General features: G+C 62.7%; 16 protein-coding genes. 12 read left to right on the top strand and 4 right to left on the bottom strand.

All coding sequences use genetic code 11. The annotated features are described in order from the left end of the window. Positions 1-160: 160 nt before the first annotated feature. Positions 161-460 carry a hypothetical protein gene (locus NKJ91_RS29315; RefSeq protein WP_023675763.1) on the top strand — a complete coding sequence of 100 codons (300 nt, stop codon included), beginning with the start codon at positions 161-163 and terminating at the stop codon, positions 458-460. A gap of 51 nt (positions 461-511) precedes the next feature. Here the strand turns inward: NKJ91_RS29315 and NKJ91_RS29310 are convergent, their stop codons facing one another. Next, on the bottom strand, positions 512-787 hold the full coding sequence (locus NKJ91_RS29310) for a hypothetical protein (RefSeq protein ID WP_352458320.1): 276 nt from the start codon (positions 785-787) through the stop codon (positions 512-514). A 175-nt stretch (positions 788-962) separates the two neighbouring features. Here NKJ91_RS29310 and NKJ91_RS29305 point away from each other — a divergent pair, with 175 nt between their 5' ends. The 4 genes from NKJ91_RS29305 to NKJ91_RS29290 all read left to right on the top strand — a co-directional run bounded on the left by NKJ91_RS29305 (position 963) and on the right by NKJ91_RS29290 (position 2,549). After that, positions 963-1,259, top strand: coding sequence for a hypothetical protein (locus NKJ91_RS29305; RefSeq protein WP_352458319.1), 297 nt, complete (start codon positions 963-965; stop codon positions 1,257-1,259). 342 nt (positions 1,260-1,601) lie between these two features. Next, positions 1,602-1,907 (top strand): DUF1236 domain-containing protein, encoded by a 306-nt coding sequence (locus NKJ91_RS29300; RefSeq protein WP_023675766.1) that lies wholly within the window; start codon positions 1,602-1,604, stop codon positions 1,905-1,907. A 124-nt stretch (positions 1,908-2,031) separates the two neighbouring features. Beyond that, positions 2,032-2,244: a hypothetical protein gene (locus NKJ91_RS29295; RefSeq protein ID WP_352458318.1), complete on the top strand. Its 213-nt coding sequence runs from the start codon at positions 2,032-2,034 to the stop codon at positions 2,242-2,244. A gap of 86 nt (positions 2,245-2,330) precedes the next feature. Continuing rightward, positions 2,331-2,549, top strand: coding sequence for a DUF2934 domain-containing protein (locus NKJ91_RS29290; protein WP_352458317.1), 219 nt, complete (start codon positions 2,331-2,333; stop codon positions 2,547-2,549). A 289-nt stretch (positions 2,550-2,838) separates the two neighbouring features. Here the strand turns inward: NKJ91_RS29290 and NKJ91_RS29285 are convergent, their stop codons facing one another. Next, positions 2,839-3,171, bottom strand: a complete 333-nt coding sequence (locus tag NKJ91_RS29285; RefSeq protein ID WP_352458316.1) for a hypothetical protein — start codon at positions 3,169-3,171, stop codon at positions 2,839-2,841. 275 nt (positions 3,172-3,446) lie between these two features. Between NKJ91_RS29285 and NKJ91_RS29280 the strand changes: the two genes are divergently transcribed. The 3 genes from NKJ91_RS29280 (at position 3,447) to NKJ91_RS29270 (ending at position 5,553) form a co-directional block, all read left to right on the top strand. Continuing rightward, positions 3,447-3,698 carry a hypothetical protein gene (locus NKJ91_RS29280; RefSeq protein ID WP_352458315.1) on the top strand — a complete coding sequence of 84 codons (252 nt, stop codon included), beginning with the start codon at positions 3,447-3,449 and terminating at the stop codon, positions 3,696-3,698. Positions 3,699-3,883: 185 nt separating this feature from the next. After that, complete coding sequence (locus tag NKJ91_RS29275) at positions 3,884-5,134, top strand: aconitase X (RefSeq protein ID WP_352458314.1); 1,251 nt, start codon at positions 3,884-3,886, stop codon at positions 5,132-5,134. Then, positions 5,131-5,553 carry an aconitase X swivel domain-containing protein gene (locus NKJ91_RS29270; protein ID WP_352458313.1) on the top strand — a complete coding sequence of 141 codons (423 nt, stop codon included), beginning with the start codon at positions 5,131-5,133 and terminating at the stop codon, positions 5,551-5,553. The genes NKJ91_RS29275 and NKJ91_RS29270 overlap by 4 nt, the downstream gene beginning before the upstream one ends. Here the strand turns inward: NKJ91_RS29270 and NKJ91_RS29265 are convergent. Further along, the gene (locus NKJ91_RS29265) at positions 5,550-5,768 is read right to left on the bottom strand and encodes an SIP domain-containing protein (RefSeq protein WP_352458312.1); all 219 of its coding nucleotides are present in this window, start codon (positions 5,766-5,768) and stop codon (positions 5,550-5,552) included. The genes NKJ91_RS29270 and NKJ91_RS29265 overlap by 4 nt on opposite strands. A gap of 172 nt (positions 5,769-5,940) precedes the next feature. Continuing rightward, entirely contained in the window at positions 5,941-6,972 is a 1,032-nt protein-coding gene (locus NKJ91_RS29260) for a LacI family DNA-binding transcriptional regulator (RefSeq protein ID WP_352458311.1), read from the bottom strand. Positions 6,973-7,344: 372 nt separating this feature from the next. Here NKJ91_RS29260 and NKJ91_RS29255 point away from each other — a divergent pair, with 372 nt between their 5' ends. The 4 genes from NKJ91_RS29255 to NKJ91_RS29240 all read left to right on the top strand — a co-directional run bounded on the left by NKJ91_RS29255 (position 7,345) and on the right by NKJ91_RS29240 (position 11,941). Then, positions 7,345-8,958: an extracellular solute-binding protein gene (locus tag NKJ91_RS29255; protein ID WP_352458310.1), complete on the top strand. Its 1,614-nt coding sequence runs from the start codon at positions 7,345-7,347 to the stop codon at positions 8,956-8,958. Between the two features lie 78 nt (positions 8,959-9,036). Next, positions 9,037-9,897 carry a carbohydrate ABC transporter permease gene (locus tag NKJ91_RS29250; protein ID WP_254820511.1) on the top strand — a complete coding sequence of 287 codons (861 nt, stop codon included), beginning with the start codon at positions 9,037-9,039 and terminating at the stop codon, positions 9,895-9,897. Beyond that, positions 9,894-10,853 carry a carbohydrate ABC transporter permease gene (locus NKJ91_RS29245; RefSeq protein WP_352458309.1) on the top strand — a complete coding sequence of 320 codons (960 nt, stop codon included), beginning with the start codon at positions 9,894-9,896 and terminating at the stop codon, positions 10,851-10,853. Before NKJ91_RS29250 ends, NKJ91_RS29245 begins: the two co-directional genes overlap by 4 nt. Further along, positions 10,850-11,941 (top strand): ABC transporter ATP-binding protein, encoded by a 1,092-nt coding sequence (locus tag NKJ91_RS29240; protein ID WP_352458308.1) that lies wholly within the window; start codon positions 10,850-10,852, stop codon positions 11,939-11,941. The genes NKJ91_RS29245 and NKJ91_RS29240 overlap by 4 nt, the downstream gene beginning before the upstream one ends. Position 11,942 lies beyond the last annotated feature (1 nt).

Genomic DNA, 11,942 nt, shown 5'->3' with positions numbered 1-11,942 from the left:
TATAATCTCCAGTTACGGTCTGTTGGAGCCCGCCGCCCCGAATGGGGCGGCGGGCTTTTTGCATTTTCCCTCGCATTCTGTACGATCTTTCTTTCGCGACAGGGCGGCTCGATCCGGCGCTGCCCGACCAAGATGCGCGTTAGGCATGGGAGATGGTGTCATGCTTGCCAAGGTCCTGACACAAGCGGCAGTCCTGACAGCCGGGGCGCTTCTGTTTGCCGCGACGGCCCACGCCCGGCCGGACAGCCGCGCGATGACGTGCGAACAGACACAGCTTCTGATCCAGAGGCATCGCTCGGTGGTGCTGACCACCGGCCAGAACACCTACGACCGATACGTCCGCCAATTCGGCAATGAATGCGACTGGCCGCAGGTGCCGCGCGCCGCTTATATCAAGACGCGTGACGGTCAATGTCCGGTCTATCGCTGCCAGGATCCGGTCTTCGACCTCCCGGACTGAAAGCAAGTGTTTTTCATCCGACCGCCGATGCAGAATGCGGAAGGCGGTGGCTCATTCCTCGTCGAAAGGACCACCTTCCCGTTGGAGATCGCGCGAAATGACGCGTTCATCGGTGTCGTCCGGCAAGGCCTCGTCGCTTTCCTGGTAAGCGTTATCGTCGTCCTCCTCCGGCAGTTCGCCGCTTTTCTCGACGTCATAGCGAATGTCGCCGTTTTGCGGCACGCCATCAGGGAGGATTCTCCCGCTCCGGATGGCGTCCCAGTCCTGCTGCTGGATGGTCGGGCTCTCCGTCTCGTCGTCGGTTCGTTCTTTCCTGCGCGGTTCCATCGCCGGTTCTCCATCTCCATAATGTCAGCGGCCCTGAATTGGCTCAGTGGTTGAACTCATAAGTCTGGCGGCCGGTTCCCAGGCCACTGCGGTCCGGGCGCATTGCCGCACGACGGAACCAATCGCGCCTGCCGCCCTTCACATTCAGAAGATACTGGCGCGAAAGGAGCTCGACATGAGACCGCTCATTTTCTTGCCGTATATGCTAGGTGCGCTGCTGCTGGCGGTGCCGGCGGCCGCGCAGCCGGGCGAACAGGCGCAATCCGACCGCTGCAAAGTCGAGCTGCCCGACAAGAACAGCGAGCAGCAGAAGCCGGCCGGCAACAATTTGTCCGATACGCTCGAGCCATGCGGTGGGGTCCTGAAGCCCCCGCCAACGGGCGATCAGGGCATGGCGGCGCCACCGCCGGACGAGGGCAGGACCCCGGTGATCAAGCCCGGCGAGGTGCCGCCACAGCCGCCAAAGCAGTAGCAGCGACGAGCGGCAACTTCGCGCCGCTTGCGCCGGCAGGTTTGTTGCACTCGCTTAGGAACATTAGCTTGTCCTAAATGTTATTTCAGACGCAGTAGATATCACCCCCCTCCGGTATCGCTGCTGATCGGGAAACCGATCGGCCCGCGTCTTGCGACGCGGGCCACCGCAGTTCATTCGCAGTCCATTCGCCGCATCGCGCGGGCACTTCACCGCTGTTCGATTAGCCGCCACTTACGGAACAACAAGGTGGCGTGGGCGTTTGCCTAGAGGGTTCGCCGCTTCGACCGGAATGCCGCGTCGCAATTGTAAGGGCGAGGCCCGTAACAACAGGAGTAGACGATGAAAATCCACCTTGTTCCTGCTGCGGCGGGATTGGCGTTGCTTGCCGGCGTCGGCGTGGCCACCGCGGACCAGGTGATTGTCACGCCCGAACAGCAGACGGTCATCCGCGAATACGTCCACAAGCACCCGCTTGCGTCGATCAGTCTTCTGGGGGTGGAGCTCAATATCGGTTCCACGTTGCCCGATACGGTCGAGCTGCAACCGATCGATGTTCCAGACGTGCGGTACAGATACGTCGTCGTCGGCAATCGCACCGTGCTCGTCGACCCAGGCACCCGCAAGATCGTGCAGGTCATCGAGTGATCGGCGTTGCCAAACCGCGAACCGGGTTTGGAAAGGTCACGGTCTAATAACCAAATCAGAGCTCCATCCCGAGCGATCGGGATGGAGCCGCTGTCGTCTCGAAACAAGGAAAGGAGCCATTCCCATGCTGCCGCATGTCGAGCCGGTCAACGTGGCCGCCGCCGTCGACAAACTGCTTGCTGAACGAGGCGATGGCCTGCTGTCGATGAAGGCGGCGATCGCACTGTTGCGCAAACGCACCGGAACGGAGCGCTCGGACGCCGACCTTGAAGGGTTGATCATCAAGAAGGCGGCGCTCCTCGGCGTTGCTGTCCTGTGTGACAGAGAGGTTCAATAACGGTGTTGCCTGCCGCTCAAGACGCGGGTCGAAATTTCAGCTAGAACAAGGTTGCTTACGCATGAACCGAGCCGACGGAGGTATCAGTGACGGACAGGCAGGAACGGATTCGCCAGCGGGCACACGCGATCTGGGAACAGGCAGGCAGGCCCGATGGGGCGCATCAGCAGCATTGGGATCAGGCTACCGCCGAAATCGACACGGAAATCGCCGCGAAAGAGAAGACCGCCAGCCGGCCGAAGCCGAAAGCTAAGCCGGCCGCCAAGGAGGAAACCAAATCCAAGGCGCGACCACGCAAAGCGTGAACTCGAGCGGATTTAGGCAGACTTGGATTGAACGCGTCCAAACGGCAGAATTCAGATCCATCATAGGCTACGTTCATGGTATTGGCCCGGCCGCCTTGTCCGGATCGGTCCGGTCACGGCGGAACTGCCCTGCCCAAGGCAATGGCAACAGCCATTCCTCGTGCCTGCCAGTGCAGAGCTCATATTCAGGCGCGAGATTGGTCGGCGCCAAGCCCGCCATCCCAATGGCGGGCTACTTACCGCCTTGCACGTGGCGGCAGCATGGCGGGGGCTCACACGAGCACGCGCCTCAATGCGTTTGACGGCCAGGATCCGGCGAAGCGGACGCTCCGTCTTCCAAGGCGTCCCAGCCCGGCGCGGGACTGCTTTGCATCAGTTCGGGGCACGCGAACTCCGTCAGATCGGTTTCCGCGAAGCCGTCGAACTCGATAGCCGCCCCGTAGAGCTGGGCTGCTTGCATGACGAGCCATTCGATGTCTTCGCGCGCAACATTCTCGGCGAGGTTCTGCAGTCGCGCGGCTTCGGCGACAGCAGTCAGATTGATGGCAATCCCGGACCGCAATGTAGCCCGAACTCGGGAACTGACGTCTTCGTGCAGGCGAACCGAAAATCCGTAGCGCATGGAAAACCTTCCCTTCAGGAGCGGTTTGTCCCTCGTGTTCTACGATGCGCCCAGGATTCGCGATTGGCAAGCGAAATTCCTTAAAAACTCATTTTATGTCAAATAGTTAGCGTATTTTGTTGATTGTCCATTTGATGCTTGATCCGCTTCATCGGACTTCTGCATGACTCGCTGATCTGAAGGCCTTGACGCATTCTGCTCACGTACCTAACTCTACAGAAAATTAGGAACATACTAACTCAGCTGCATTTAGGCTGGTATGACTGGAGGCCGAGATGTCCGAACTGGAACGCCCGGAACGATTGCAGATCATGCTGACCGTCGATGAACTGGCGGCGTTGGAGAACTGGCGCTTCGACAAGCGCATGCCGAGCCGGTCGGCCGCGATACGGGAACTTTTGAGGCGAGGCCTCACAGCCGATGGTTTCCTGACGGCGGCGCACGGGACCAAGTCGCGCGACTTCGGCATCCTGCCGCATTCTGCAGATGGCGACGGGGCAGTCGACGGGGCGCCCCAGAAGGAATAGCGTCGTTTCCGCCGCGCTCGCCCGCTCTGCGACCGTGCTTCGCGTCTCTCTTGCTTCGCGATGAGTTGTGGACGTCTGGTCCGCTGATCGCTGCGAAGTAGAAGAGATCCAAAGCTCTGTCTTGCCAGACGCTCCGCAATCAGGGAGTGCTCGATCGGCATGGTGTGGGCTCGGGAATTTTGCCGATGACGCTGGAATTGACGGCCGGCGACCAGTCGATGCTGCATGGCGAGCAAGGCTCGGCAGCGGTTGCCGCCATGAAGATCCTGGTTGCCTTTTCGAAGGCGGTCGGCGCGCGCAAATTGCTGGACATTGCCGGTGCCCATATCGACGGCTGCCTCTATCACGGCCAGGCCAGCCTCGATTTCGTCGAAAGGCTGATCGAGGGCGGCGGCCGCGTTCGGGTGCCGACGACGCTGAATGTCGGTTCGTTCGACCTCATCCATCCCGGATTGGTGAAGATGCCGGTGTCGCAAGAAACGCCGGCGCGACGCCTGATGAAGGCGCATCTGGAACTCGGCTGCCAGGCGACCTTCACCTGCGCACCCTATCAGACTCGGTTCCGGCCAAGGTTCGGCGAGCAGATTGCCTGGGGTGAATCCAACGCCATCGTCTTTGCCAATTCGGTGATCGGCGCGCGGACCAACCGCTATGGCGATTTCGTCGATTTGTGCTGCGCAATGACCGGGCGCGCGCCGGCATGGGGGCTGCATCTGAGTGAAAATCGACGAGGCCAGGTCCTGTTCGAGCTGACTGACGCTGCTTTCGAGCCAAGCGACGCTCTGTTTGTCGGCGTCGGGCTGATCATCGGGCAAAGGGCTCGCGACCGCATCCCTGTCATATCGGGCCTGCCGCAGCCGCGCGACGAGGACCAATTGAAGGCGCTGGGGGCGGCGGCGGCAACGACGGGTGCCGTGGCGCTGTTTCATGCCGTCGGCATCACGCCGGAGGCGAAGACGCCGGATGAGGCGTTGCACGGCCTGGCGCCGGAGGAAAAAATCCGGATCTCTCGCGCTGACATCCACCATGCGCTGGCCAGGCTGTCGAGCGTCCCCGACGGCGTGCAGCTTGCAGCCGTGTCGTTAGGCACGCCGCATTTCTCCCATGACGAGTGGATGCGCCTGTTGCCGCTGCTGCGCGAAGTCGGTCCAGGCAAGGGTGTCCCAATCTATGTCAACACAGGGCGCGCGACGCTGACGCGGCTGCAGGACGAAGGCGCACTGGCCGGTATGGAAGCCTTCGGCCTCGTTCCGGTCACCGACACCTGCACCTATGTCACGTCGATCCTCGAGCGTCTCGATGGCGTGGTGATGACCAATTCGGGCAAATGGGCGCATTACGCACCTGGCAATATCGGTGTCTCGGTGGCCTTCGGTGACATGGAAGACTGCGTCCGCTCGGCTGCGGCCGGCCGCGTCGTGCGAGGCGCGCCATGAAGACGCCGGCCAGAACCGGTACATTCCACCTTGCCGGCTCGGCACAAGGCCCAGCGCTGGTGCTTTCGCAGGCGCTCAGCTTCTGGGGCGGGATCGACGTCGAAACGGGCGACATCATCGACCATTCGCATCCGGACCTAGGCGGCAATATCGCCGGCAAGATCCTGGTGATGCCGAGCGGGCGAGGGTCGTCGTCCTCGTCTTCGGTTCTTGCCGAAGCGATCCGCAGAGGCACGGCGCCGGCCGGCATTATCCTGGAGCGGCCGGACCCGATCCTTGCCGTCGGCGCCATCGTTGCCGAATTCCTCTACGAAATCAGCATGCCGCTGGTTGTCTGCGACATGTCAGGCATTGTCTCCGGCGACCGGATCGCAATCGGTCTGGGCGAAGATGCGCAAGCGATGGTGAGCAAGCTCTAGCCGGCCATCAGTCCCGCCGCGCCCCGCCGCCAGTAGGCTGCCGCCAGTGTTTCGTTGCGGCCGAGCGCCAGCGTGCCGCGCCAGTGTTCGCGCACCGTCGTGGCGGCTGCCGCTTCGGCCGCGAACCAGCCGAATGCCGAACCGGTCGGCCATGCGAGCAACCTTACCCACAGGAGCGAAATGGCATGGTCGGCAGTGATAGCGGGCGCGGGCACATGCGCTGGTTTCGATCGGGCAGCATGACGGTTATGCTGCCGATGGCGTGTCTGTCCTTGCGCCGTCTTGCGGGTTCAAGGCACTGGCCGCCGAGACGGTCGTCGCCGGCGGCAGAGACGAAGGCGCTGTTCGTATTGGACGGCGCATCTATGATCGGCTTCGGCCCTCCGTTCAGATCTCCGGAATGCTTTCCCTGAAGATCACCTGCAGCCTTGGCTGGTGCAGTTCGTAAGGCAAGCCCCTGACCGCATGGGTCAAGGTGTTGAGCGCTTCACGGGCCTCGACGCGCGGGTTCTGGTCGATGACTGCGTCGAGCGTGCCGTCGAGCAGAAGCTCCTTGGTGCCTTCCGTCACCTCATGGCCGAGAAAGACCGTCGACAGCGCACGCCCGCGTTCCCTTAGCGCGCGGGCGATGCCGGTGTTGCCGGCGCCGACATTGTAGATGGCGGCCAGGTCCGGGTGCCGGTCGAGCAGGGCGGAGGCCTCCGAATAGGCCTTCTCCCGGTCGTCGAGCATCTCGCGCATCTCGACGATCTGCAGATTGGGCGATTCTTCCGCCAGTATGTGGCGGAAGCCCATCTCGCGCTCCTCGTGGCCGCGATAGGAGAGCGAACCGGCGAACAGCGCGACCTTGCCCGGACGCCCTGCGCCCATGAAGCGGTTGAGCAGGTAGCCGGCGAGCCGGCCGGCGGCGCGGTTGTCGATGCCGATATAGGCAACCCTCGGCACATGCAGGATGTCGGAAGCGATGGTGACGACCTTGACGCCGCTGGCCGAAAGCGAGCGGATCGCCTCGCGGACCGTCGGATGGTCGAGCGCGATCACACCGACGCCTTGCGTCTGCCCGTGCAGTTCCTGCAGCAGACGCGCAAGCCGGTCCGGATTGAAGCCTTCGATGGTAGCGACGCGGACGTCGAGGTCCGGCCGCGCCTGCGCCTGCGCCTCGATCTGGCGGTGCAGCATCTTGATGAAGGAATTGGTGCCGGCGGGCAGGGCGAAATCCAGCCGTATGACCTCGCCAGTAACCGCGTTGCGCTGGTTCGGATTGTTCGAATTTTCAGCGATATAGCCAAGCCGCTGTGCCGTTTCGAGCACGACCTCGCGGGTGCGCGCCCGAACCCCGGCGCGGTTGTTGAGCACACGGTCGACCGTGGCGGCCGAAACGCCGGCCTCCCGGGCTATGTCTGTCAGGGTGGACCGCACTGTCGATCACCTCATTCCAAAACGCGCCAGGGGCGCATCGAGATCACGCATTTCATGGGTCCACCGTCGGAGAGCGGCTTCATCGCCGTCCGCGATTCTGATGGGAAATGATGTAACCGGCCTTGGCCGATGCGCAAGCCGCCGCGCTACACCAAAATGCCCAAGCAGACCAAAGCGGGGAGGTGGGCAGCCGGGCTCCCTCAAATTCAAGCACCGGCTTCAGTATGAGAGCCTTTACAAACGCCATTCTTCCCCTCCCATGAGATGTTATGAGGTGTATTGATTATTTATGATGTTGACAGCCTTCGTATAGTGCCGTCAATATCCATCATAAGGGCCGTGGAGGAACAAGGCCCTGAGGGAGGAGTTCCAATGTCGAATTTGATCCGCGTGTCGCGGCGCCGTTTGCTGGCGTCCGGTGGAAAGGCGGCAGTCCTTGTTGCCGCCGCAGGTATTGCACCGAAATTCATTCGCCCAAGCCGTGCCTATGCGGCCGATGCCCTGGCGCCCGGCATGATCGGTGGCCCGACGGGCTTCGACGGCTCGGAGCGCTACCAGTATGGCGCCGACACGCCCGAGGGCCGCGCCATCGAGGCGGCCAAGGCGATGAAGGGCGCCGGCAAGGCGCCGGCCAAGATCGTACTTGGCCTGTCCGACGGCTCGATCGGCCAGTTGACCCAGCCGTTTCCGGCCGGCGCGCCGTCGATCAAGGATCTCTGGGAGAAGGAAACCGGCATTCCGTTGGAAATCGTCGGTGTGCCAAACGGCCAGGAATTCACCAAGACGATGCAGGACATCTCCACCAAGGGTGGGGCATATGACATCTACGCGGTCGAATGGAACCGCCTTGGCGACCTCGCCGAAACCGGCGGCATCCTCAAGCTCGACGACTTCGTCGCGCAATACAAGCCGGAATGGGACGATCCCGAGCGCGGCTATGTCGACGGCGCCAAGGGCGTCTCGCTGCTCAACCAGTATCGCGGCTCGACCTACGGCGTGTCGCTGGATGGCGACTTCCAGACATGGGTCTACCGTACCGATCTGTTCGGCGACGCAAACGAGAAGAAGGCCTTCTCCGACAAATACGGCTATGAACTGGCGGCGCCGAAGACCTGGAAGCAGCATGACGAGATCGCGGCCTTCTTCCAGCGCCCGGACAAGGGCCTGTTCGGCTCGACCGATCTGCGCAACCAGGGCTGGGGCTACACCAACTGGTATCAGCGTTATGTCTCAATGGCTTCGCCCAATCAGTTCTTGTTCGACGATACCGGCAAGCCGCTGATCAATTCTGAGCAAGGTATCGCGGCGACCAGCGAGTACATCGCTTCGCTTTCGCACCATTCGCCGGACGCGATCTCCTGGGGCTGGCCGGAGCAGTACGGCAATTTCGCCAAGGGCGGTGCGGCCATGACCTGCGCCTTCTCCAATCTGCCGAAATTCCTCGACAATGCCGGCAACAAGGATTCAGCTGTCACCGGCAAGATCGGCTCGATGCTGCCGCCCGGCCGCGAAATCGACGGCAAGCTGGTCAGCCGGTCGGTGCTGTGGCTCAATCTGTCGGCGTCGGTGTCCTCGCAAGCCAAGAATCCGGAGGCCTGCTACCTGTTCCTGCAGTGGCTGGGCTCAAGCCGCATCTACGCCTGGATGACTGCCAATCCGGGCGGCTACTTCGATCCGTTCCGGCTATCGGATTTCTCGGATCCGCTGGTTCGCCAGACCTATCACGCCTACCACATGGACGTGGTGCGAGAGACGGTCGCCCGCACCGTGCCCACCATCAACTATCCCGGCGCCACCGCCTTCCACAACGCGCTGGACGAGAACCTCGTCGCCGCGCTGACCAAGGCCAAGACAGCCGAGCAGGCGATGGCCGACACCGAGGCCGAGTGGAAGAAGATTGCCCGCCGCACCGGCGAGGAGAAGCTTCTCGAAGCCATCAAGACCAACAAGGAGGCCTGGCCGACCGTCCTCGATCCGATCGCCTGATCGTCGCAGGATCTTACCAAGAAGGGGAGGAGCGGTCGCTCTTCCCCTCGGCAACGAAGGACCCAGCAAAGCCGCAAGATGAAGCGTTCAGTTCCTTTCGAGATATTCCGCTATGCCGCGATCCTTGCGGCGATGGCGGTGACGCTGGTGCCGATCCTGTGGATGGTGTCGATGGCGTTCAAGCCGATCGCCGAATGGTCGGCGACCGGCGCCGACCTGACCTGGTGGCCGAAGAACCCGACACTCAGCAATTTCCGCTTCGTCTTCGGTGAATCGACCAACAATCTGATCGTCGCGCTCGACCGCACAGCTTTGAAGCCGATCCTGTCATCGCTGCTGTCGGCCACATTCGGCACGGCAATCGCCATGTCGGCGGGCACCGCGGCGGCCTACGGTCTGTCGCGCTTCGGCTCGGGCCAGAACCTGCCGCTGGCGCTGATTCAGCTTCGCCTGTTTCCGCCAATGGCGGTCATGACCCCGGTGATGATCATGTGGGCCTTCCTCAATTTCACCGACAGCTGGTGGGGGCTGTCGTTGATCTACGGCATCGTCACGCTGCCTTTCGCCTTCTGGCTGATGAAGACCTTCTTCGACGACATGCCGCGCGAGATCGAGGAAGCGGCGCTGGTCGAGGGCTGCTCGCGGTGGCGCGTCTTCACCCGCATCACGCTGCCGATGATGCGCGCGCCGCTGGCCAGTGCTGCGCTGTTCGTCTTCATCCTCAACTGGTCGGACTATCTGATTGCATTGCTTCTGACGACGCGCGAATGGGTGACGGTCCCCGTCTACATGGCCTCGCTGTCCTCATCGATGACCGGACAGCTCTACGGCGCCAAGGCAGCCCTCGGCCTGATAGCGGCAGTGCCGCCTGTCATCATGGGCATCGCCATCCAGCGCCATCTGGTGCGCGGACTGACCTTCGGGGCGCTCAAGCAATGAGCGCGGTGACTGCGACGATTTCGGAGGGCGACATGCAAGCCTCCAAAGCGGCGTCGGTGCTGCCGGACGAGGGCGCAAAGCTCGGCTTCCGGCTGACGCTGCCGGCGCAGATCCTGGTGCTGTTCATCGCCGTCTTCCCGCTCCTGATGCAGCTCTACATCAGCCTGACCGACTGGTCGCCGCTGTCGGGCACCGGCTGGTGGAACGCCTGGTCGATGTGGAACAGTTTCGCCAACTACACCGACCTTGCCGCCGATGCGCGCTTCTGGAGTGCGCTGAAGCGCACGGCCATCGTCATGATCGTCTGCGTGCCGGCGGAGTTCCTGCTCGGCTTGGCGCTCGCGACACTGTTTGCCGACGAGTTCCCCGGCAAGCGGATCTTCTACTCGATCCTCTTGATGCCGATGATGGTGGTGCCGGCGGTAGCCGGCTACATGTTCTTCATGCTGTTTCAGTCAGGCGGCCCGGTCAACGACATCCTGTCGGCGATCTCAGGCTTTCCCGTCACCATCGCCTGGCTGTCGGACCCGACGCTGGCGCTCATCGCCGTCATGGTCGCCGACATCTGGCAGTGGACGCCGCTGATGTTCCTGATCCTGCTTGCCGGCCTGGTCGGCGTGCCCGACGACCAGATCAAGGCGGCGACGCTGCTCGGCGCCAACCCGTGGCAGCGCTTCGTCACCATCGTGCTGCCGAAGATGAAGACGATCATCATCATCGCGCTGGCGATCAGGGTGATCGAGAACTTCAAGATATTCGACACGCTTTACATCATGACCGGCGGCGGTCCCGGCGTCGCTACCGAAACCATCTCAGTCTACATCTACAAGCTCACCACCCAGGACCTGATCTGGGGCTATGTGGCGGCAATCGCGCTGGCCATATTGATCGTGCTGTCCATCGCTGCGGTGTTTGCCATGAAACGCATGGCCCGGGTACGCGAGGTGGCGGCATGAGCACCATCCACCTGCAGAACCTGGTCAAGAAATTCGGCGACTTCACCGCGCTGAAGACGATGGACCTGGCCATTGCTGACGGCGAGTTCATGGCGCTGCTCGGGCCGTCCGGCTGCGGCAAGTCGACGACGATGAACATGATCGCCGGCATGGAAGGGCCGACCAGCGGCAAGATCCTGTTCGGCGAGCGCGACATGGCCGGCGTGCCGATGGGGCGGCGCGGCGTCGGCTTCGTCTTCCAGAACTATGCGATCTTCACTCATATGAGCGTGCGGCAGAACCTCGCCTACGGGCCGAAAATGCGCGGCGCACCAAAGGCCGAGATCGGCCGCCGTGTCGACGCCATTGCCGAGATGCTGCAACTGACGCCGCTGCTCGACCGCAAGGCGGACAGACTGTCGGTCAACATATTGCAGCGGGTGGCGATCGGCCGTTCGGCGATCATGGAGCCGGCGATCTTCCTGCTCGACGAGCCGCTTTCCAATGTCGACGCCGCCTTCCGGGCAGTGATGCGGACCGAACTGAAGCAGTTGCAGCGGCAGTTCCGGCAGACCATGGTCTACGTCACCCACGATCAGCTCGAAGCAATGACCATGGCCGACCGCATCGCGGTGATGGACCACGGCGTGCTGCAGCAGGTCGGCACGCCGCTCGAGGTCTACAACAACCCGGCCAATGTCTTCGTCGCCCGCTTCATCGGCGCGCCGGGCATGAACCTGCTCAAGGGCAGGCCGGCGGAAAGCGACCGAGGTCTGGTCATCGATCTCGGCCCGCTCGGCGTGACACCGCCGCTGCCGGTCGAGATCGCAGATGCCGTACGCAGGATGCGCGGCGAGGTGTTTTATGGCTTTCGACCGGAGCAGGTGACGCTGGCTGAAGGTGGCCGTGGCCTGTCCATGCCGGTGAGTTTCGTCGAGCGGATCGGTGCGCGCACCATCATCCACCTTGGCGACGGCGAGACTGCGGTGAAGGCGGTGTTCGACAATGATGTCGGGCTGGCGATCGGGCAGACAGCCGTCGTCGCGCCTGCGGCGGAGGCGGTGCGCGTCTTCGACGCCGCCTCCGGTCTTGCATTGAGAGCAGGTTGAG

Origin of the sequence: Mesorhizobium sp. M0040 (assembly GCF_040323505.1) — a bacterium.
GTDB lineage: Bacteria > Pseudomonadota > Alphaproteobacteria > Rhizobiales > Rhizobiaceae > Mesorhizobium.
Note: the sequence above shows the minus strand (reverse complement) of the source record. Positions and strands in the feature narration are given on the sequence as shown.